The sequence below is a fragment of the Stenotrophomonas sp. TWI587 genome, from assembly GCF_039674145.1.
Taxonomy (GTDB): domain Bacteria; phylum Pseudomonadota; class Gammaproteobacteria; order Xanthomonadales; family Xanthomonadaceae; genus Stenotrophomonas; species Stenotrophomonas maltophilia_AY.
Window position 1 is genome coordinate 25,843 of record NZ_JBDJMW010000003.1, and the last position, 23,437, is coordinate 49,279.

Annotated in this window: 11 protein-coding genes; 7 read left to right on the forward strand and 4 right to left on the reverse strand. The window is 67.3% G+C overall.

The features are described 5' to 3' along the window. Positions 1-212: 212 nt before the first annotated feature. Complete coding sequence (gene rho / locus ABE464_RS05850; RefSeq protein WP_346471163.1) at positions 213-1,997, reverse strand: transcription termination factor Rho; 1,785 nt, start codon at positions 1,995-1,997, stop codon at positions 213-215. Between the two features lie 222 nt (positions 1,998-2,219). Then, a complete protein-coding gene (gene trxA / locus ABE464_RS05855; RefSeq protein ID WP_019183509.1) occupies positions 2,220-2,549 on the reverse strand; it encodes a thioredoxin TrxA in 330 nt (109 codons plus the stop codon). A gap of 558 nt (positions 2,550-3,107) precedes the next feature. Between trxA and rhlB the strand changes: the two genes are divergently transcribed. From rhlB to ung, 5 genes are all read left to right on the forward strand, one after another. After that, positions 3,108-4,823 carry an ATP-dependent RNA helicase RhlB gene (gene rhlB, locus ABE464_RS05860; RefSeq protein ID WP_346471164.1) on the forward strand — a complete coding sequence of 572 codons (1,716 nt, stop codon included), beginning with the start codon at positions 3,108-3,110 and terminating at the stop codon, positions 4,821-4,823. A gap of 103 nt (positions 4,824-4,926) precedes the next feature. Then, entirely contained in the window at positions 4,927-5,613 is a 687-nt protein-coding gene (gene ftsE / locus ABE464_RS05865) for a cell division ATP-binding protein FtsE (RefSeq protein WP_019183511.1), read from the forward strand. Further along, positions 5,610-6,560 (forward strand): permease-like cell division protein FtsX, encoded by a 951-nt coding sequence (gene ftsX / locus ABE464_RS05870; protein WP_313211330.1) that lies wholly within the window; start codon positions 5,610-5,612, stop codon positions 6,558-6,560. The genes ftsE and ftsX overlap by 4 nt, the downstream gene beginning before the upstream one ends. 7 nt (positions 6,561-6,567) lie before the next feature. Then, positions 6,568-7,410, forward strand: a complete 843-nt coding sequence (locus ABE464_RS05875; protein WP_123729990.1) for a response regulator — start codon at positions 6,568-6,570, stop codon at positions 7,408-7,410. Further along, positions 7,407-8,126, forward strand: coding sequence for a uracil-DNA glycosylase (gene ung, locus ABE464_RS05880; protein ID WP_346471165.1), 720 nt, complete (start codon positions 7,407-7,409; stop codon positions 8,124-8,126). The genes ABE464_RS05875 and ung overlap by 4 nt, the downstream gene beginning before the upstream one ends. A 17-nt stretch (positions 8,127-8,143) precedes the next feature. Here the strand turns inward: ung and ABE464_RS05885 are convergent, their stop codons facing one another. Both ABE464_RS05885 and ABE464_RS05890 read right to left on the reverse strand, forming a co-directional pair. Next, positions 8,144-8,503, reverse strand: coding sequence for a helix-turn-helix domain-containing protein (locus tag ABE464_RS05885; protein ID WP_346471166.1), 360 nt, complete (start codon positions 8,501-8,503; stop codon positions 8,144-8,146). A 266-nt stretch (positions 8,504-8,769) separates the two neighbouring features. Then, complete coding sequence (locus ABE464_RS05890) at positions 8,770-9,009, reverse strand: hypothetical protein (RefSeq protein WP_346471167.1); 240 nt, start codon at positions 9,007-9,009, stop codon at positions 8,770-8,772. 10 nt (positions 9,010-9,019) lie between these two features. Here ABE464_RS05890 and ABE464_RS05895 point away from each other — a divergent pair, with 10 nt between their 5' ends. Both ABE464_RS05895 and ABE464_RS05900 read left to right on the forward strand, forming a co-directional pair. Further along, positions 9,020-10,999 (forward strand): hypothetical protein, encoded by a 1,980-nt coding sequence (locus ABE464_RS05895; protein ID WP_346471168.1) that lies wholly within the window; start codon positions 9,020-9,022, stop codon positions 10,997-10,999. Between the two features lie 112 nt (positions 11,000-11,111). Next, a complete protein-coding gene (locus ABE464_RS05900; RefSeq protein ID WP_346471169.1) occupies positions 11,112-23,432 on the forward strand; it encodes an Ig-like domain-containing protein in 12,321 nt (4,106 codons plus the stop codon). Positions 23,433-23,437 lie beyond the last annotated feature (5 nt).

Sequence of the window (23,437 nt, forward strand, 5' to 3'; positions counted from 1 at the left end):
GAAGCGGTCAGGAGCGCACGACATCGGACTGAACCGCTGCGCGTCCTGCGCAGGTCACCCGTCGACCCCGCCCCCGGGCGGTCTACAAGTCTCTCAGGGGGATTATTGCGGATTCTGCCCTGCAAGGGTCAAGCCTGCGATGCCAGGCCGGCGCGGCGATACAAAAAAGGCCCCGCAGTGCGGGGCCTTTTCCTGTCCGGATGGCGCGCCGATCAGCGCTTCATCGAACCGAAGAACTCGTCGTTGGACTTGGTGTTCTTCATCTTGTCGAGCAGGAACTCCATCGCAGCCATTTCATCCATCGGATGCAGCAGCTTGCGCAGGATCCAGATCTTCTGCAACAGTTCCGGTTCGATCAGCAGATCTTCGCGGCGGGTACCGGAGCGGTTGATGTCGATCGCCGGGAACACGCGCTTTTCAGAGATGCGACGGCTCAGGTGCACTTCGCTGTTGCCGGTGCCCTTGAACTCTTCGTAGATCACCTCGTCCATCTTGCTGCCGGTATCGACCAGCGCGGTAGCGATGATGGTCAGGCTGCCGCCTTCCTCCACGTTACGCGCGGCGCCGAAGAAGCGCTTCGGGCGGTGCAGGGCGTTGGCATCCACACCACCGGTCAGCACCTTGCCGGAGCTCGGCACGACGTTGTTGTAGGCACGTGCCAAGCGGGTGATCGAGTCGAGCAGGATCACCACGTCCTTCTTGTGCTCGACCAGGCGCTTGGCACGCTCGATCACCATTTCGGCGACCTGCACGTGACGGGCGGCTGGCTCGTCGAAGGTGGAGCTGATGACTTCGCCGCGCACGGTGCGCTGCATTTCCGTCACTTCTTCCGGGCGTTCATCGATCAGCAGCACGATCAGGTGCACGTCCGGATGATTGGTGGTGATCGCCGTGGCCACCTGCTGCATCATCATCGTCTTACCGGCCTTGGGCTGGGAGACGATCAGCGAACGCTGACCCTTGCCCTGCGGTGCCATCAGATCGAGGATGCGGCCGGTGATGTCTTCGGACGAACCGTTGCCGCGTTCCAGGGTGAAGCGCTTGCGCGGGAACAGCGGGGTCAGGTTCTCGAACAGCACCTTGTTCTTGGACGCTTCCAGCGGCTCACCGTTGATGGTGTCCACGATCGACAGCGCGAAGTAGCGCTCGCCGTCCTTCGGGAAGCGGATGCGGCCGGACAGGTGATCGCCGGTACGCAGGTTGAAGCGGCGGATCTGGCTGGGCGAAATGTAGGTATCGTCCGGGCCGGCCAGGTAGCTGGCTTCGGCCGCGCGCAGGAAGCCGAAGCCGTCGGGCAGGATTTCCAGCACGCCGTCGGCGGCAACGCCGTCGCCATGACGGGTCAGCACCTTGAGCAGGGCGAAGATCACGTCCTGCTTGCGGGCACGGGCCACGCCTTCGGAGATCTGCAGCTGCTCGGCGATTTCCAGCAGCTTCTGTGCCGGCATGCGCTTGAGGTCGCTCAGCGAATAGACCGGGAAGCCTTCGGGCACGTTGGCCTGCTGGCTGCGCACGAACGGCTGCTGTTCGCCGTTGTCCTGCGGCATGCCGTCATCGTTGTAGCGATCGCCACCGCGGTTGCGGTCACGGCGATTGCGGAAACGGTCGCGGCGGTTGCCTTGGCCCTGACCCTGGCCTTGGCCCTGGTTTTGACCCTGACCCTGCTGGTACGGGTTCTGCCCGCCCTGCTGATTCTGGTGACGGCCATTCTGGTTGCGCTGGCCACCGTCGCCGGTGTCCTGCTGACCACCGCCCTGCGAGGGCGATGCGTCGCCACCGGCGGGAGCTGCCGGTGCCGATGCCTGCGGGGCTGCCGAAGGAGCAGCAGCCGGCGCCGGCGCGTCAGACGCGGCAGCCAGAGGCAGAGCGGGTTGTGAGGGGGGAGAACCTGCGTCGGCAGCGGTGTTGGCGGCGGCCTTGGCGACGCGCGGCTTGCGCACGCGCTTCTCGGCGGGCGCGTCGGCGCTCCCGGGTTCGGAAGTAGTGATATCGGACAAGTGCTGGATTCCTCGCTAGAAGGTGCGAGCGCCCGGCAGGGCGGCGAACGTTGGGAAAGGATCTGGAAGGAAACGACGTCCAGAAGATGCGGCGCGCGAATGCGGCCGGATATGCCGACACTAACACCGGCTCGCGGCGGCGCGCAAGCCGGGTGGGGCAGGGTCATTCATGCGGGCGACGGGCCCGCGTGGCAGCCGGACGGGGCCGGCTGCCTGCTGCGATCAGGCCAGGGCCTTGTCGAGCATGCCGGCCAGCTGGGCCTTGCCGACGGCACCGATCTGCTGCGCCTGGACTTCGCCGTCCTTGAACACCAGCAGCATCGGGATCGAACGCACGTGGTACTTGGCAGCCAGGGCGCGGTTCTGGTCCACGTTGACCTTGGCGATCTTGGCGCGGCCGTTGTAGGCGTCGGCCAGTTCGTCCAGCGCCGGGGCGATCATCTTGCAGGGACCACACCATTCGGCCCAGAAATCGACCAGCACCGGTTCCTTGGAATTCAGCACTGCGCTATCAAAGTCGGCGTCGCCGACATGTACAACCTTGTCGCTCATCTTGGTTTCTCGTCTGGTAATGCACCCGGCAGGGCCGGAGGAAGTTGAACCTGGGCAACGCCAACCGGGCGTCACCCTCGTCTGGTGCCTCGTGGCCGCGAACGGCCAGCGGTGCGTTCGGCGGATGCCTGGACGCTCACGGGGCAAAGTGTACCGCTATCGCCGTGACCGGACAGACGCTGGTTGGAAAGAAGCATCCCGTGATCGTCCCCCTCTCCAAGCGGGGCGGTCACGTCAGATATGTGGCACCACGCCCTTGGGTTCCAGTCCAAGGGAGGGGGCTGTTCAACCGGCGGCAGGGCCGGTGAACGTGGGGTCTAGAGGCCGTTCACACACGGCCACGGCCGCCCAACGCCCTGATGTCGGGGATTCTCAAGGTGTGGTGCGACCGGAGGTCCCGGTTTGAGGCCGACATTGCGCTAAACTGGGGCATTGCGCGGCGCCCTGGACCCGAGTCCGGCCCCGCCAATCCCGGCGCAGGGGCCGTTTGCGACGGTGCCCCCCAAGATGATGCAAGCCACCCGCACCTCTGCCGGCTGGCCTTACCAAGACGGACTCATGAGCGACAAACCGCTGACCGATTTGACCTTCTCCTCCTTCGAGCTGCACCCGGCCCTGCAGGCCGGCCTTGAAGGAGCCGGATTCACCCGTTGTACGCCCATCCAGGCGCTGACCCTGCCGGTCGCGCTGCCCGGCGGCGACGTCGCCGGCCAGGCCCAGACGGGTACCGGCAAGACCCTGGCCTTCCTGGTCGCCGTGGTCAACCGCCTGCTGACCCGCCCGGCGCTGGCCGACCGCAAGCCGGAAGACCCGCGCGCGCTGATCCTGGCGCCAACCCGCGAGCTGGCCATCCAGATCCACAAGGACGCCGTGAAGTTCGGCTCCGACCTCGGCCTGCGCTTCGCGCTGGTCTACGGTGGCGTGGATTACGACAAGCAGCGCGAGATCCTGCAGCAGGGCGTGGACGTGATCATCGCCACCCCGGGCCGCCTGATCGATTACGTCAAGCAGCACAAGGTGGTCTCGCTGCACGCCTGCGAAATCTGCGTGCTCGACGAAGCCGACCGGATGTTCGATCTGGGCTTCATCAAGGACATCCGCTTCCTGCTGCGCCGCATGCCCGAGCGCACCACGCGCCAGACGCTGCTGTTCAGCGCCACGCTCAGCCATCGCGTGCTGGAGCTGGCCTACGAGCACATGAACGAGCCGCAGAAGCTGGTAGTGGAAAGTGAATCCATCACCGCCGCCCGCGTGCGCCAGCGCATCTACTTCCCGGCCGACGAAGAGAAGATCCCGCTGCTGCTGGGCCTGCTCTCGCGCAGCGAAGGCGCCCGCACCATGGTGTTCGTCAACACCAAGGTGTTCGTCGAGCGCGTGGCGCGCTCGCTGGAAAAGGCCGGCTACCGCGTCGGCGTGCTGTCCGGCGATGTGCCGCAGAAGAAGCGTGAGAGCCTGCTCAACCGCTTCCAGAAGGGTCAGCTGGAAATCCTGGTGGCCACCGATGTCGCCGCCCGCGGCCTGCACATCGACGGCATCAAGTACGTCTACAACTACGACCTGCCGTTCGATGCGGAAGACTACGTTCACCGTATCGGTCGTACCGCGCGCCTGGGCGAAGAAGGCGATGCGATCAGCTTCGCCTGCGAGCGCTACGCCATGGGCCTGCCGGACATCGAGGCCTACATCGAGCAGAAGATCCCGGTCGAGCCGGTCACCAGCGAAATCCTGACCCCGATTCCGCGCGCGCCGCGTGCACCGTCGCCGGAAGGCGAGGTTGATGCCGAGGGCGACGAGAACGAGAGCGTCGGCCAGATCTTCCGCGAAGCGCGCGAAGCGCGTGCCGCCGAAGAGCAGCGTCGTGGCGGCGGCAGCAGCAGCCGTGGCGGCAAGCCGTCCGGTGGCCGCGGCGAGCGCCGTGCACCGGGTGAGCGCAGTGCCGATGGCAAACCGCGCCGCGAACGCAAGCCGCGCGTGGAGGGCGAGCAGCCGGTGGCTGCCGCCGCCGATGCCGTGGCCACGCCGCAGCTCGCACCGACCGCCGCCCCGTCTGCCGACGGCAGCCCGGCAGTGGAAGGTGAGCGCGCGCCGCGCAAGCGTCGTCGTCGTCGCCACGGCCGCCCGGTCGAAGGTGCCGAAGGCGCGACAGCCACCGGCCCGGTGACCCCGGTGCAGGTGACGGCCAAGCCGATGCGCGGTACGCCGGCCGCCGATCCGGGCGCGTCGTTCCTGACCCGCCTGGGCCGCAAGATCCGCCGGATGCTGTCCGGTTCGTAAGACCTGGCGGATGAGGTAGCGCCGGCCGCTGGCCGGCTCTACCGATCAGCCCCCATCAGGCTGCCGTTACCTACGCGCCACCCTCGTCCTGCATAATCAGGGGATGAGCGTCCTGCGTTTTGACAATGTCAGCAAACAATATGCCGGCGGCCACCAGGCACTGGTGGACGTCAGCTTCGATGTCGCCCCCGGGGAAATGCTGTTCGTCACTGGTCATTCCGGTGCCGGCAAGAGCACCCTGCTCAAGTTGATCCATCTCGACGAGCGGCCCAGCCGCGGCGCGGTGATCTTCGATGAGCGCAACCTGTTGAAGGTGCGCGGCGGCAGCATTCCGAGGCATCGACGCGAAGTCGGTGCGGTCTACCAGGACCACCGCCTGCTGATGGACCGCAGCATCGCCGAGAACGTCGCCCTGCCGTTGATCCTGCGCGGTACCCGCCGCAACGAGATCGGCAAGCGCGTGCGCTCGGTGCTCGAACGGATGGGCCTGGGCCATCGCGAAAAAGCCCTGCCTTCGCAGCTGTCGGCCGGTGAGCAGCAGCGCGTTGGCATCGCCCGCGCGATTGTCGGCGAGCCCAAGCTGCTGGTGGCCGATGAGCCGACCGGCAATCTCGATCCGACGCTGGCAGCGGAAATCATGGCCTTGTTCGCCGAGCTGCCCGACCGCGGCACCAGTGTGCTGGTGGTCAGCCACGATCTGGCCCTGCTGCGGCGCATGCGCAAGCGCGTGCTGATCCTGGACCACGGCCGCCTGGTCGATGACATCTCGCCGCAGGACCTGGCCGAATGAATACCCCGGTGACCAAAGAAACCGCCGCGCCATCGCGCTTGGGCGTGTGGCTGCATCACCACGGCCACAGCGTGGTCTTCAGTCTCGGCCGCGCGTGGCGCAAGCCGTGGGCGACCCTGCTGACCGTGATGGTCATGGCACTGGCGCTGGCCCTGCCGCTGGGCCTGTCGATCGCGCTGGACAACCTCAAGCACTTCGCCGGCAGCGTGCAGCAGTCGCGCGACATCAACCTGTTCCTCAAGACCGATGCCGGGGCCGATGCGGCCCGCCAGGTCGCCGAGACCCTGCGCGGCCGCGCCGATGTGGCCAACGTCACCGTGCAGACCCCCGAGCAGGGCCTGGCCGAGCTGCGTGAGAGCGCAGGGCTGGGTGAAGCGATCGATGCGCTGCATGACAACCCGCTGCCGACCCTGCTGATCGTGACGCCGGGCGAGGGCGCCGATGACGCACGCCTGGCACAGTCGCTGGAGGGTCTGCCGCAGGCCGATCTGGTCCAGCACGATGCGCTGTGGCGCAAGCGTTTGGATGGCTGGCTTGGATTCGGTACGCGCCTGGTGCAGGTGCTGTCGGTCCTGCTCGGCCTGGGGGCCGCGCTGGTGGTCGGCAACACGGTGCGTCTGGACATCCAGGCCCGCCGCGATGAGATCGGGGTGCTGCAGCTGCTCGGCGCCAGCGATGGCTTCATCCGCCGCCCGTTCCTGTATCTGGGTGCGTGGTACGGCCTGGGCGCCGGTGCCGTCGCGCTGGCCTTGATCGGCGCGGCAGGGCTGGCGTTGCGCCCGCCGCTGGCGGCGCTCTCGCAGAGTTACGGCAGCCCGTTCGTGCTGCATGGTCTGGATCTGCTGCATTCGTCGTTCGTGCTGCTTGGCACCGTCGTGCTGGGCTGGCTGGGCGCCTGGCTGGTGACAGGGCATTTCCTGCGCCAGACCCGTCCGACCGAAACCTGAGGCCCGCATGCGCCCGCAAGTCCTGAAGCACCTCGCCGACGATGCGCCGCGCGTGATGGTCGTCGATGGTTCCAAGCTGGTCCGCAAGTTGATTGCCGATGTGCTGCAACGCGAACTACCGGCGGTGGAGGTGGTGGGCTGCGCGAGCATCGCCGAGGCGCGTGCGGCACTGGATGCCGGTCCGGTCAGCCTGGTCACTACCTCGCTCACCCTGAGCGATGGCGACGGGCTGGACCTGGCGCGCATCGTGCGCGACGCGGCGGGCCAGGCCTACGTGCCGGTCATCGTGGTCTCCGGCGATGCGCAGCAGCATCTGGAGCAGCGCCGCTTCACCGAGTACGTCACCGATTACTTCGACAAGGCGCTCGGCCACGAAGCACTGGCCACCTTCATTCGCGGCTACGTGCAACCGGAGACGATTCCGGGCGCGACGATCCTGTATGTCGAAGACAGCCGTGTCGTCGCCGAGGCGACCAAGCGCATGCTCGAACGGCAGGGCTTGAACGTGTTGCACGTGCTGACGGCTGAAGACGCCTTCGCGCTGCTCACTGCCGAGTCGCTTGGCCGCAGCAGCCACCGCATCGATCTGGTGCTTACCGATGTCACGCTCAAGGGCGAGCTCAGTGGCCGCGATGTGGTGCAGCGCGTGCGGGTGGACTTCGGCTACGGCAAGCGCCGCCTGCCGGTGCTGGTGATGACCGGTGACGGCAACCCGCATAATCAATCCGGCCTGCTGCAGGCCGGTGCCAACGATCTGGTGCAGAAGCCGATCGAAGAACGGCTGCTCATCACCAAGGTGCTGTTCCAGCTGCGCCTGTCCCGCCTCAACGACAAACCTGTATTGCGATGAATGACGATGTAGTCCCCAGCATCCAGCTCGAGCCGAGCTGGAAGGCGCGTATCGGCGATTACCTGCTGCGCCCGGAGATGCGTGAGCTCTCCGCGTTCCTTCGACAGCGCAAAGCCGCCGGTGCACAGGTGTTTCCGCCGGGCCCGCAGATGTTCGCCGCGTTCGATGCCACACCCTTCGACCAGGTCAAGGTTGTCATCCTGGGCCAGGATCCGTATCACGGCTACGGACAGGCGCATGGCCTGAGTTTCTCGGTGATGCCGGGCGTGCCGGTGCCGCCGTCGCTGCTGAACATCTACAAAGAGATCGAGGCCGATCTGGGCATTCCGCGTCCGGACCACGGGTGCCTGCTGCCGTGGGCACATCGCGGCGTGCTGTTGCTCAACGCGGTGCTGACCGTGGAAGCGGGCAGCCCCGGTGCGCACCAGCGGCGCGGATGGGAGGGCTTCACCGACCACGTGGTCGATACCCTCAACCGCCAGCGCGAGGGCCTGGTGTTCCTTCTGTGGGGCAGCTACGCCCAGCAGAAGGGCAAGGTCATCGATACCAGCCGGCACCGCGTGCTCAAGGCACCGCATCCGTCACCGTTGTCGGCGCATCGCGGCTTTCTGGGGTGCCGGCATTTCTCGATGACCAACGAATACCTGCAACGCCGCGGCCACGGCAGCATCGACTGGTCGCTGCCTCCGCGCGCTGCGCTGGATCTGCCGGCCTGACGAGCGACGATGCTCGGCTACACGACGAGCATCTCGATGATGGATTGCGCGACTTGCCGCTTGCGGGGTGGCAGACGCCGCAGCAGCGACAGCACGTTGCCCTCCAGGTCATCACGCACGTAGTCCTGCACGGGCGTGTTCACGGTGAGTTCTTCGCCGCTGGCCTTGCACACGCCACGGCCCGTGGCCAACCACTCGAAGCGGACGCGCGTACTGACGGCGATATGTGCCAGGTGCGACACACTCGGGTGCGTCCCGCCGCGACGTTCCCATTGCGCGACCGCACTGCGTTTGACGCCGGTTTCCACGGCCAACTGTGTTTGTGACATCCCTGCACTGGTGCGTGCTGCGCGAATTCGATCCGACATCGCCAACATGGCCTTCCCCTTTCTCGTTCCTTGATCGGTGGATGGTTATCGATACTTACCGGGCAGTGATTCTTTTCCTACTCTGTACAGAATTACTTGCCGCCACTGTCGCACTAAGCGGTCCACCGAGAAACCGCGAGCCGACAGTGAAACTTCCCCCTGTACTGGATGTGGCCGGTTTGACGGTTTCCATCCGTGCACGTAGTTAATCCCTCAAGCCGGCCATGACGCGCCGGGATATCCAAAACATCGGAAGCAGGCCGATGCCCTGTCGATCATGGTCGGTACCCACCGGCCGGTGACAGGCTGCTTCGGCCAGGACGCAGGGGATGGCCGATGGATAAAGTTTCTGCTGTGAAGCTCGCGTTAAGGCGATTCAGTTTCATCGCAAAAACCGCATTATTTGTGATGCTGTTCGCATTAAGTGGCGTTATTTCTTCAGTGAATGCCCAGTCGGCATGTACGGCCGGCGCCTGCATCAGTGCCGGGCCGCGGCTGGCATCGATCGATTCCACGCAGAGTCCGGTGCTCAATCTGCTGTTCAACGCCCTGCTTCCCGGCACCACCCTCAACCTGAGCGCGGCCGACTGGAACAATCTGGCTGGTGCAAACATCAATCTCAACGCGCTGCTGACCCAACTCAACGGCGGCGTGGTGGTGAGTGATCCCAGCCAGGTGCTCAACACCAACATCACCCTCGGCCAGTTGCGTGCGGCCATGGTGCAGGTGCTGCAGGCCGACGGACAGATCGCAGCGGCCAACGTGCTCAACGCGCTCCCGCTGGGAGTGGCCGGCACCAGCGGCAGCATCCGTCTGGCCGACATCCTTCAGATCGCCCTGCCGACCGGTTCGCTGGCGACAGTGCGGTTGAACGTGCTGGACCTGCTCACCGGCAGCGTGCAGCTCTACAACTTCCGCAACGTGCTCACCACGCCCACGCCCATCACCGTCAACACCGCTGCGCTCGGGCTCAACGGCGTGGCCAATGTGCGCCTGTGGGCGCAGGTGATCGAGCCACCTGTCTACAACTGCGGTGCGGTCGGTGCGGCGTTCCACAGCGCGGCGATCCGCATCAAGCTCGATCTGGATCTGGTGCAGGGATTGAACACCGGCACGCTCAGCGCAGCGCTCAGTGGCCTCAACCTGCTGGGTGTCACACTCTCCAACACGAGTGTCAGTGCTGATGTGCTGCACCTGCAGGTGTACGCCGATGTCGCCCGCGCGGAAGGCACGATCTCGGCCATCAACCTGGTGGGCAACGCGGTCACCCTGCAGGCCCGTCCCGGCCTGGTGAATCTGTATGTAGGCCAGATCAGCGACGCCACGTTCTTCAACCGCAGCACGGTGCTCACCGATAGCGCGCTGACGGCCGCCACGCTGACCTCGCTCAGCGTGCGGGTGCGTGTGTCGGCCAACGTGCTGGGTCTGCTCACGCCGATTGCCGATATCACCATCCCGCTGACGGTCAGCATCCGCAGTTTCGCCACGGCCACGCCGGGGCTGCAGAGCGCCAGCTTCACCGGGCCCTATCCACAGACACGCACGTTGAGCGCCGGTACCGTCAGTGCGGCGACCATGGTGTCCACTCTGGTCAATTCGCTCAGCATCCAGGTCACCAGTGGCAACCCTACAGTCACGCTGCTGGGCGGCATCGCCTTGCCGTTGCCGGTAGCAGACCTGGTCAACGGGATCGTCAACACGCTGCTCACGCCGATCCGCACACAGGTCAATGCGCTGGTCACGCCCGTGTTGACCGCGCTGCTGGGCGGGCTCGTCGACAATCTGCTGGCGCTGCTCGGCATCCGCATCGGCCAGGCGGTCTTCACCGTCGAAGGCATCACCCAGGCGTGCGCGGCGACACTGCAGCTGGTCAAGGACCTGCAACCGACCAGCGATACCGGGCGCTTCAATCTGTCCATCACCTACAACGGCAGCACCGTCGGCTCGGCGAGCAACGTGGGCAACAACGGTGCCACCGCGGCGGTGATCACCGTGCCCGGTGGCAGCTACGCGCTGGCTGAAGCTGCTGCGGCCGGCACCACGCTCACCCGCTACGCCAGCACCTGGCAGTGCACCGACCAGAACAACGCCGTGGTGTCCTCTGGCACCGGAGGCAGCTTCACGCTGCAGGCGCCGGCGATGACGGCTACCGCGGTGACGCTGATCTGCCGGATCACCAACCGGACGCGACAGGCGGATCTGTCGATCACCAAGAGTGACGGTAGCAGCAGTTACACGCCGGGCGGCACCGCGACCTACACCTTGCTGGTCCGCAATGACGGGCCCGATGCCGTGACCAACGCCGTGGTCACCGACAGCCTGCCCAACGGCACCACGCTGCGTGGCGCCTGGACCTGCAGTGCCACCAGTGGCAGCACTTGTGCCGCGGCGAGCGGGGGTGCGGTGGGTGGCAACGCCGTGAATGTCGGGGTGAATCTCATCAATGGGGGGCAGGCCACGATCAGCGTACCGGTCAGCTTCAGCAGCAGTCCCGGCGCGTACTAGCGCCGGGAGCAGCATCGCGTGCAGCGCAGGGTTCGCCCTGCGCCGGGATGGACAGGACCACCACAGCCGAACGGACCGACCAAGGCCGTTGGCCGCTTTCGAGGATGAACGCATGGCAGCTACCGGCACGCATCGCAGGGTACGCTTGGCTTCGGCCGGCATCGCGCATGCGGTGGCCCTGTTGGCGTTGCTGCTGCCATCGCTGCTGCTGGCGCAGAGTTACCCCAATCCGCTCAACAACACCGCCACGATCACCGCGCCGACCGACGTGGCCGATCCGACGCCCGGCAACAACAGTGCTACCGACACCAATGCGCTGGCACTGCAGGCACAGCTGAGCGTGACCAAGACGCTGCTCAGCGCCACGCCGGTGGCCGCGGGCGGTGCGGTGCAGTACCGCATCCAGGTCAGCAACGCAGGCCCGTCGGTGACCTCGGCCGTGGCTGTGGTCGACAACGTCTCGCCGTTGCTGACTAATGTCGTCTGGACCTGCCAGGGCAGTACTGGTGCGTCCGCGTGCGCGCAGGCCAGTGGCACCGGCAATGCGATCAACGTGCAGGTCAACGTCGCCGTGGGCGACAGCGTGGTGCTGCTGGTCAACGGGACTGCACCCACCAGCACCCCGGCCACGGTACCGGCCAACACGGTCTCTCTGCTGCTGCCCACCGGCACGACCGATCCGACCCCGGGGGACAACAGCGCCACCACGCCGGCGATTCCGGTGCAGGCCAATGCACTGGTAGCCAACAACGATACCTTCGCCGCCGCGATCTCCTCGGCCACCGGTGGCAGCACGCCCACGGTGCTGGCCAACGACACCCTCAACGGCGCGCCGGTCAATGGCGCCAATCTGATCATCGCGCTGCAGAGCGCACCCGCTGGCTTCACCATCAACAGCGCAGGCGTGATCACGGTGCCTGCGGGTGCGGCCGCAGGCGCGACCACGTTGACGTACCAGATCTGCGAAAACGCCTCGCCGACCAACTGCGCGACCGCCACGGCGAGCTTCATCGTCGCCCCGACAGCGGTGAATGACAGCTTCAATGCCGTCGGGGGCGCGGCCTCGCTCAGTGGCACCGTGAGCAGCAACGACAATGCGCCAGCCGCCGCAATCTTCACTGCCATCGGCACGCCGCCGGCCGGCCTCACCATCAACAGCAACGGCACCTTCACCTACGCACCGGCCGGTGGCATCGCTGCAGCCACCTCATTCCAATACCAAGTCTGCCTGCCCGCGCCGAATGGCAGCGTGTGCGCCACCGCCACGGCCTCGATCGTCGTCAATGCCAATGCGCTGGTGGCCGCCGATGACACCTTCACCACGCCCCTGCCGTCCGGTGCGGGCGGGCTCACCCCGAGCGTGCTGACCAATGACACTTTCAATGGTGGCGCGGTGCCGCAGACCCAGGTGACGATGAGCCTGGTGGGTGCGCCGGCAGGGTTCGCCATCACCGGCAACGGGGCCATCCAGGTGCCCCCTGCTGCGGCAGCCGGCCCGTTGGCCCTGACCTACCGCTTCTGCGAAAACGCGCTGCCGGCCAACTGTGCAGCGGCCACGGCCAACCTGGTGGTCAGCCCCGACGCGGTCAACGACACGGTGACCACGCCCGGTGGCGGACAACCGGCAACCGGCAGCCTGGCCGGCAACGACAACATCGCCAGCGGTTCGGCCTACACGCTGGGAACCGCGCCCACCCGTGGCACCGCGGTGGTCAATGCCGATGGCACCTTCAGTTACACGCCGACCAACGCCAACACCGGGCCGGATTCCTTTACCTATCAGGTGTGCCTGCCGGCGCCGAATATCGGTGTATGCGATACCGCGACGGTCAGCGTGAACGTGCAGGCCAACCAGATCGCTGCGGTCAATGACGTGTTCGCCACGCCGTTGCAGCCGGGAACCACCACTACGATCAGCCTGCTTGGCAACGACTCCCTCAACGGTGTGGCAGTGGTGCCCACCGCGGTGACGTTGACGCTCACAGGCGCCCCGACCAACTTCACCGCCAATGCCGCAGGGCAGGTGGTCGTCCCGGCAGGTGCGGCGGCTGGCGCGGTGAGCTTCAGTTACCAGATCTGCGAACTGGCCTCACCGACCAACTGCGCGACGGCCACCGTGCAATTGGTGGTGGCTCCCGACGCGGTGGACGACAGCTTCGCGGCAACAGCCGGCATCCTTCTGACGGGCACTGTCGTCGGCAATGACAACGCACCGGCCGGCGCGCAGTACAGCCTGTTCGCGGTGGCCGCACATGGCACGGTCGTTCTCGGTGCCGATGGCAGCTTCAGCTACACCGCGCAGGCGGCGTACAGCGGCCCGGACAGCTTCCGTTACCAGGTGTGCCTGCCGTCGCCGAACGGCAACGTGTGCGATACCGCTACCGTGACCCTCAACGTCAGTGCCGCCACGATCATTGCCAACAACGATGACTTCAGTGCCGCGCCGCTGACCAGTGCCGGTGGGCTCACCGCCAGCGTGCTGAGCAACGACACGCTCAACGGTGTCGCCATTGCTCCCGCCCAGGCCACGCTGTCGTTGATCAATGCGCCGCCGGCGGGTTACACCCTCGACGCCAGCGGTCAGCTGCAGGTGCCGGCGGGCGCTCCGGCGGGTCCAGTCAGCCTGACGTATCAGCTGTGCCAGGCGGGCACCAGCAATTGCACCACCGCCACCATCGCGGTGGTGATCGCGCCGGATGCCGTGGCCGATGCGTACACCACCCAGGTCGCCACCCCGCTCAGCGGCAATGTGTCGGTGAATGACAACACGGCCGTGGGCACCACCTTTGCCGTGAACGGTGTATCCCCTCCCGGCTTGGCCTTCAATGCGGATGGCAGCTTCACCTATAGCCCGCCCGCGCAGTACACCGGCACCACCACGTTCGCTTACCAGGCGTGCCTGGCCGCGCCACTGGCAGGCGTGTGCGATACCGCCACGGTGACCCTCAACGTCAATGCGGGGACGCTGGTCGCCAACGACGATGATTTCCGTAGTGCGATCCTCAACCCCGCTGTGGGCGGCACCACCAACAGCGTACTGGCCAACGACACCATCAATGGTGCGGTTCCGCCGGCACCGGCCCAGGTGATCCTCAGCCTGATCGGCGCACCGGCCGGTTATGTGCTCAACAGCAACGGCACGATCTCCGTGCCCGGCGGTGCGGCAGCCGGTGCGGTCGATTTCAGGTACCAGCTCTGCGAAGCGGCGCTGCCAGGCAACTGCACCACGGCCGCAGTACGCCTGCTGCTGGCACCCGTGGTGGTCAATGACACCTTCAGCACGCCGGTGGGCGTTGCGCTGACCGGCAGCGTGGCCGGCAATGACAACGTGCCGGCGAACGCCAGCTTCAACCTCAGCGGCACGGCGCCGACCGGGTTGGTGTTCAACCCGACCGGCAGCTTCACCTATACCCCGCCGGCGGGTACCCAGGGTGCGGTCACCTTCGCTTACCAGGCCTGTCTGCCCGCACCGGATGCTGCGGTGTGCGCGGGTGCGACCGTCACGATCAACGTCAACGCGGGCACGCTGGTCGCCAACGATGATGATTTCCGCACGACGCCGATCGTTCCCGATCTCGGCGGCAGCACCGCTTCCGTCCTGACCAACGACAGCCTCAACGGCACGGTGCCGCCTGCTTCGGCGGACGTGCTGCTGACCCTGGTCGGCGCACCGGCCGGCTATACGCTGGCCACGGATGGCACCTTGACGATCAGCAGCGGTGTGCTGGCCGGCTCGGTCACGCTGGCCTACCAGCTGTGCGAAGCAGCGCTGCCAAGCAATTGCGATTCAGCGCAGATCCGGCTGCTGGTGGCCCCGTCCGCGCTCGACGATGTGTTCTCCACGCCGGCCGGCCAGCTGTTGGCTGGCAATGTCGGCACCAACGACAACGCACCGGCGGGTGCGGTGTTCAGTCTGACCACCACGGCGCCCGCCGGGCTGCAGTTCGGCCCGGATGGCAGCTTCCAGTACACCCCGCCGAGCGGCTTCACCGGGCCGGTGACGTTCACCTACCAAGTGTGTCTGCCGGCGCCGGACGGTGCCCAGTGCAGCCCCGCCACGGCCACCATCAACGTCAATGCCGGCACCCTGCTGGCGCGCGACGATGACTTCAGCGCCACGCCGCTGGCGCCGGGCGGCACAACCGTCACCAGTGTGCTGGTCAACGATGCGCTCAATGGCACCACGCCGCCGGCGGCGGGCAGTGTGCTGCTCAGCCTGGTTGGCGCACCGGCGGGCTACACCCTCGATGCCAATGGCCTGCTGCTGGTGCCAACCACCGCCGTCGGTGGCGCCACCGTGCTGACCTACCAGGTCTGCGAGGCCGTCTTGCCGAGCAACTGCGCCAGCGCTGCCATCCGCCTGGTGGTCTCACCCTCGGCGAGCAACGATGTTTTCTCCACACCGGCCGGACAGGCGCTCAACGGCAGCGTCGGCGACAACGACAACGTGCCACCGGGTGCACTGTTCACGGTGACCGGTACCGCCCCGGCGGGGCTGGTGTTCGGCGGCAATGGCAGCTTCACCTATACCCCGCCCGTCGGTACCACCGGCCCGGTCACGTTCACCTACCAGGTCTGCCTGCCCGCGCCCAACGGCGCGCTGTGTGCCACCGCGAGCGCCACCATCACCGTCAATGCCGGCACGCTGGCCGCCATCAACGATGATTTCAGTGCGACGCCGATCAACCCGATCACCGGCGGCGCCACCACATCGGTACTGGCCAACGACGCGCTCAACGGCAGCACGCCGCCTGCGATGGCCGATGTGCTGCTGTCGCTGCAGGGTGCCCCGGCCGGGGTGGCCATCACCGCCGAAGGCGCGGTGACCGTGGCACCCGGCACGGCGGCTGGAGTCAGGAATGTGACCTACCAGCTGTGCGAGGCGGCTGCGCCGGCCAACTGCGCTGTCGCGACGGTCCGCCTGGTGATCGCGCCGTCTGCGGTGGACGATGCGCTTTCCACGCCGGTAGGTCAGGCGTTGACCAGTTCGGTCGCTGCCAACGACAACGCCCCGGTCGGTGCGCTGTTCACGGTGGTCGGCACCGCGCCGGCTGGTCTCGTGCTCGGCCCCGATGGCAGCGTGGCCTACACCCCGCCGGTGAACTTCAGCGGCGCGGTGAGCTTCACCTACCAGGTGTGCCTGCCCGCACCGGATGCATCCGTGTGCGCCACTGCCACCACGACACTCAACGTCAACAGCGGCACCCTGGTGGCGGTCGATGACGGCTTCACGACACCGGTGGCGCCGGGCGCGCCATCGCCGAGCGTCCTCATCAACGACACGCTCAATGGCAACACGCCGCTGGCGACCGAGGTGGTGCTGTCGCTGGTGGGCGCGCCGACCGGGTTCAGTATCGCCGCCGATGGCACGATCAGCGTGGCCACCGGCACCGCCGCAGGCGCCACCACGCTTACTTACCAGCTGTGCGAAGCCGCCGCGTCGTCCAACTGTGACACCGCCAGCATCGCACTGGTGGTTGCGCCTGCACCTGCCGATGATGTGTTCGCCGTGCAGGCGGGGCAGACGCTCAGCGGCACGGTGTCGGGCAACGACAACATGCCGATCGGGTCGCTGTACACCGTGCCCGGCGCCGTGCCGGCCGGGGTGACCTTCAATGCCGACGGCAGCTTCACCTACGCGCCGCCGGCCGGCACCACCAGCCCGGCCAGCTTCGTTTACCAGGCCTGCCTGCCGGCCCCGAACGCGGCCGTCTGCGGCAGCGCCACGGTCACGCTCAACATCAACAACGGGGCGCTGGTCGCCAGCGATGACAGCTTCGGTGCGATCACTCCGGGTGGCACCACGCCCAGCGTGTTGAACAACGATGCGCTCAACGGTGTCAGCCCGGCGCCCGCCGCACGTGTGTCGCTGAGTCTGGTCGGCGCGCCCAGTGGGTTCTCGATCAATCCCAGCGGCACGGTTTCGGTGGCGGGCGACGCGCCCACCGGGGCGATCACGCTCAGCTACCAGATCTGCGAAACCGCGGCGGCCAACAACTGCGCCACCGCGAACATCACCCTGGTCGTTCGACCGGCCCCGGTGGATGACACGATTGCGGTGCAGGGCGGCCAAGCCAACACCGGCAACGTATCCGGCAACGACAACATGCCGGCCGGCTCCATCTGGAGCGTGGCGGCGCCGCCGCAGGGCCTGGTGTTCAACGGCAACGGCAGCTTCACCTATACGCCGCCGGCAGGCACCGTCGGTCCGGTCACGTTCGCCTACCAGACCTGCCTGCCGGCCCCCGACGCGGCGATCTGCGGCACGGCGACCGCTACGCTGACCATCGCCGTCAACGCGGTGGTTGCCAACGACGACACCTTCGTCGCGCCGGTCAGTGGCGGCTCGGCCACGCCGAGCGTGCTGACCAACGACTCCCTCAACGGTGTGAGCCCGCCGGCCGCTGCATCGGTGCAGTTGCTGCTGGTCGGTGCATCGGCCGGCTTCGTGATCAACAACGATGGCACCGTGCAGGTTCCCGCCGCGGCTACTACCGGCTCCACCGTGCTCACCTATCAGCTGTGCGAAGCGGCATCGCCGACCAATTGCGCCACCGCTGCGATCCGCTTCGTGATCGCGCCTGCGCCGCAGAACGATGCCTTCTCCGTGCAGGCCGGTGGGACCCTCACCAACGGCAGCGTTGCGGCCAACGACAGCATGCCGGCCGGTTCGACCTGGGCGGTGCAGGGCACCCCGCCCGCCGGGCTGGTGTTCAACGCCGATGGCAGCTTCAGCTACACGCCGCCGGCCGGCACCGCCGGGGCGGTGACCTTCACCTATCAGACCTGTCTGCCGGCGCCGAACGGTGGTGTGTGTGGCACGGCGACCGCGACGCTCAACGTCAACCTCGGTACGCTGGCGGCGGCGGACGACCGCTTCGTCGGTATCGCGCCAGGTACGGCCACCCCCAGCGTGCTTGGCAACGATGCGCTCAACGGCGTCAGCCCGCCGGCCCCGGCCAGCGTACAGCTGAGCCTGGTCGGTGCGCCGGCCGGCTACAGCATCGCCGCCGATGGCACGATCACTGTGCCGACGGGTGTCGTCGCCGGTGCGGCCAACCTGACCTATCAGATCTGCGAAACCGCCGCGCCGTCCAACTGCGATACCGCGACCGTCGCGCTGGTGATCCGCCCGGCACCGCAGAACGATGCGTATGCGGTGCAGGTCGGCGGCACGATCAGCAACGGCAACGTGGCAGCGAATGACGCCATGCCCGCAGGGTCGACCTGGGGCGTGCAGGGGACTGCACCGGCCGGGCTGGTCTTCACTGCCGATGGCACCTTCACCTATACCCCGGTGGGCGGTACCACGGGGCCGGTCACCTTCCTCTACCAGACCTGCCTGCCGGCACCGGATGCCGCGCTGTGCGCGACCGCCACGGTCACGCTCAACGTCAATGTGGGCACGCTGGTCGCACTGGATGACACAATCAGCGACGTTGCCGCCGGGGCCACCTCGGCGGCCAGCGTACTGGCCAATGACACGCTCAACGGCACCACCCCGCCGCTGCCGGCGGATGTGGTGCTCAGCCTGGTGGGTGCACCGGCCGGCTTCAGCATCACCCCGGCCGGCACGATCAGCGTGGCCAGTGGTGTGATCTCGGGTCCGACGACGCTCACCTACCAGATCTGCGAAGCCGCGGCGCCGACCAATTGCGATACCGCCAGCGTCACCGTGGTGGTGACACCGCAGCCACAGAACGATGCCTTCAGCGTGCAGTTGGGGCAGACGTTGAACGGCAGTGTCGCAACCAACGACAGCCTGCCCGGTGGCGCAACCTTCGCTGTGCAGGGCATGGCGCCGGCAGGGCTGGCGTTCGCGCCGGACGGTGCATTCACCTACACACCGCCGAGCGGCACGGCCGGGCCGATCACGTTCACCTATCAGGCCTGCCTGCCGGACCCGAACGCGACCCTGTGCGGCACCGCTGCGGCCACGCTCAACATCACCACCGGTGCGCTGCTTGCCGGTAACGACACGCTCAGCGGCGTCGCTCCCGGGACGACCTCGGCGGCCAGCGTGCTGGCCAATGACAGCCTCAACGGTGTCTCCCCGCCGGCGGCGGCCAGCGTGGTGCTGAGCCTGGTCGGCGCGCCTGCCGGTTTCGCGATCACACCCAGCGGCACGATCAGCGTTGCGACCGGCACCATGGCCGGCCCGACCACGCTGACCTATCAGATCTGCGAAGCTGCCGCGCCGGGCAACTGCGCCACCGCCACGGTGACCGTGATCGTCAGCCCGGCACCGCAGAACGATGCTTTCTCCGTGCAGGCCGGGCAGTCGCTGAGCAACAGCGTGGCGACCAACGACAGCTTGCCGCCGGGGTCCAACTGGGCCGTCCAGGGCATGCCGCCGGCAGGGCTGGCGTTCAACCAGGATGGCAGCTTCACCTATACGCCACCGATGGGCACGCCCAGCCCGGTGACCTTCATCTACCGCGCGTGCCTGCCGGCGCCCAACAACAGCCTGTGCAGCACGGCCACGGTCACCCTCAACGTCAACAACGGCACACTCACCGCAGGCGATGACACGCTTACCGGCGTCGTGCCGGGGGCGACCACGGGCGGCAGCGTGCTGGCCAACGACAGCCTCAACGGCGTCTCGCCGCCGTTGCCTGCCGATGTGGTGTTGAGCCTGGTTGGCGCGCCGGGCGGATTCACCCTCAATCCCGATGGCACGATCAGTGTCGGTAGCGGCGTGATGTCCGGGTCTACCAGCATCACCTATCAGATCTGCGAAGCGGCCGCGCCGGCCAACTGCGCTACCGCCAGTGTCACGGTGGTGGTCACGCCCGCACCGCAGAACGATGCCTTCGCCGTGCAGGCCGGGCAGACGCTGAGCAATACGGTCGCGATCAATGACGGTACACCGCCTGGCGCGCTGTTCAGCCTGCAGGGCACGCCGCCGGCGGGCCTGGTCTTCGCGCCCGATGGCACGTTCACCTATACCCCGGCCAGCGGTGTGATCGGTCCGGTCAGCGTCACCTACCAGGTGTGCCTGCCCGCGCCGAACAGCAGCCTGTGCGGCACTGCGATCGTCACCTTCAACGTCAACAACGGTCTGCTGGTGGCCGGCGATGACACGCTCACCGGCGTGGCGCCGGGCAGCACGTCCAGCGGCAGCGTGTTGAGCAACGACAGTCTCAACGGTGTTTCACCGCCCGCACCGGCGGACGTGGTGTTGAGTCTGGTCGGTGCACCGGCCGGCTTCAGCATCACCGCGGCGGGTACCATCACGGTGGCCAGTGGCACCACGTCCGGCGTCACCACGATCACGTATCAGATCTGCGAAGCAGCGGCCCCGGCCAACTGCGATACCGCCAGCGTGACCGTCGTGGTCAGCCCCGCCCCGCAGAACGACGCGTTCTCGGTCCAGGTCGGGCAGACGCTCAGCAACACCGTGGCCGGCAACGACGCCATGCCGCCGGGTGCTGTCTATACGGTGCAGGGCGCGGCGCCGGCGGGCCTGACCCTGGTCGCCAATGGTGGCTTCACCTATACGCCTCCGGCGGGCACGGTCAGCCCGGTCAGCTTCAGCTACCAGACCTGCCTGCCGGCGCCGTATGCCACGCTCTGCGGCATCGCCTCGGTCACCATCAACATCAACAACGGCACCCTGGTGGCCGGTGACGACGTGCTCACCAATGTTGTCCCGGGCACCTCGTCATCGCTCAGCGTGCTCGACAACGATCAGCTCAACGGTGTCAGCCCGCCGCCCGGCAGCGCGGTGCAGCTCAGCCTGATCGGTGCACCGGCCGGCTTCAGCATCAATCTGGATGGCACGATCGCGGTGGGCGTTGGCGCCCTCTCCGGTGCCAGCACGCTCACCTACCAGATCTGCGAGGCCGCCGCGCCGACGAACTGCACGACCGCTACCATCATCGTGGCCGTTACACCGGTCCCGCAGAACGACAGCTTCACCGTGCCGGCCGGTGTGCCGCTCCCGGGCAATGTCAGCCTCAATGACAACGTCGCGCCTGGTGCGGTCTATACCCTGACCAGCGGTGCCCTGCCGGGTCTGGTGTTCAACGCCGATGGCACGTTCACCTACACCGCGCCGGCAGGCGTTACCGGTCCACAGAGCTTCACCTACCGCGTCTGTCTGGCCGCGCCGTACAGCACGCAGTGTGGGGATGCCACCGTGACGCTCACGCTGTCCGTCTCGGCCAACGTCGTGCTGGCGGTCAACGACGACTTCACCGGCACCCCGGTGGACCCCGCGGTGGGCGGCACCATCGCCCGCTCGGTGTTGGAGAACGACAGCTTCAACAACGTCTCCCCGCCGCCCGTGGGCAGCGTGATCGCCAGTCTGACCGGCAGCACGCCCGGCTACACGATGAACAACCAGGGGCAGATCATGGTTGCAGCGGGCGTGCAGCCCGGCCAGGTGCAGCTGGCTTACCAGCTGTGCGAGAACGGCGTGCCGACCAACTGCACCACCGCGATCGCCACTGTGCGGGTCCAAGGCCCGGTCGGCGCGCTGCTGGCCGTGGACGACAGTGGTGGTCCGGTCGGCCCCACCGGCAGCGTGCGCCTGCTCAACGTGTTCACCAATGACACGTTCAACACCGCATCGCTGGATCCCACCCAGGTGAGTTTCGCGCCGGTGAGCACCAATGCACTGAGTTTCAGCGCCGACGGTTGGGTGAACGTCGCGGCAGGGCTGGCGCCGGGCAGCTACAGCACGACCTATACGATCTGCCTGATCAACCAGCCCACCGTCTGCGACACCGGCAACGTGACGGTCACCGTCATCGCGGGTGAGCCGGGCGTGGATGCCACGGATGATCGCGTTGAGATCCCGCAGGACGGCGTGATCGAAATCGACGTGCTGGGCAACGACCGCGTCAACGGCACGCCGATCGATCCGGACACGGTCAGCGTGACCATCACCGCAGCGCCGCCCTACGGCACCGCGACGGTGATGCCGCGTGCGCGCATCCGCTTTGCCGCGCTGGCCAACTTCTCCGGTGAGCAGAGCTTCGACTATCAGGTCTGCGACGTGGCTGATCCGGCGATGTGTGCCGGTGCGACGGTCACGGTCATGGTCGACCCGAACGTACTCACTCTGGCCGATGACGCCATGACAGCCGACACCGCCGGACCGCAGGTGATCGACGTGCTGGCCAATGACAGCGCCCGCACTGCGCCACTGGATCCTGCCTCGCTGCAGGTCGCGGCAGCGCCTGCGCACGGCACCGTGCAATGCGCCAACGGTCTGTGCACGTACACGCCAGCGGCCAACTTCGCCGGTACCGACAGCTTCCGCTACCGGGTCTGCGATGTGTCCATCCCGACGCCGCTGTGCGCCGAGGCCAATGTCGCGGTGACCGTAGCCGGCCAGCAGGCCGTGCTGCGCCTGACCAAGGTGGCCGGCAAGCGCAGCGCGCAGATCGGTGACCTGGTGCGCTACACCGTCACCATCGACAACGTCGGCGAGGTGGATGCCAACGGCGCCACCCTGCTCGATACGCTGCCGCCGGGCTTCACCTTCGTGCGCGGTGGCTTTGCGGTGACCGACGCCGACAACGACGCACACACCAGCGGGGTGCAGCCGCTGCGCATCGATGGCATCGACGTGGCCGCCGGTGAACGGGCCACGGTGGTGTACTACCTGCGCGTCGGCGCGGGTACCGGCACCGGCGTGCATACCAACCGCATCACCGCTGTCGACGGGGAGAACCGCACGATCGGCAACGTCGCCTCGGCCGAGGTGGAGATCACCACCGATCCGCTGCTCGATGAGAGCCTGATCGTGGGCAGCGTGTTCGATGACCGCAACGGCAACGGCATCCAGGATGACGGTGAGCGCGGCATCCCCGGTGTGCGCATCGCGGCGGTGGAAGGCCTGTTGATGGAAACCGATGCCTTCGGCCGCTACCACCTGGTTGGCATCCCCGGCGGTGAGGCACGCGGGCGCAACTTCATCCTCAAGGTGGATCCGTCCACGTTGCCGTCCGGTGCGCGCTTCACCACGCCCAATCCGCTGGTCCGCCGCATCACTCCCGGGCTGCCCGCGCGCTTCGATTTCGGTGTGCGCATGCCCGACGGTGCGCTCAGCACGTCCGGCCCGACCCCGACCGCGACCGGGGCACCGCGCCCGGCGCGCATCGAACTGGGCGAGGCGTTGTTCGCGCCAGGCAGCGCACAGTTGGGTGCTGACCGCGCGCCAGTGATCGCCACCGCCGCACAGGCACTGTCGAGCCGGGGTGGCGGGCGCCTGCAGCTCACGGCCCCCACCGGCCAGGATGCGCTGGCGCGGCAACGCGCGCAGGCGCTGCAGGCGGCGCTGCGGCCACAGTTGTCGGCCGCGGTCGCGGCGGCAACGACGATCGAGGTGCTGGGCGCGGACGGCCGCGTGCTGCACCGGTTGCGCCTGGACGATCCCCCCGAGCCTGCCAGTCCCGGTCGCCCGACCGGGGAGGGGCGCTGACATGG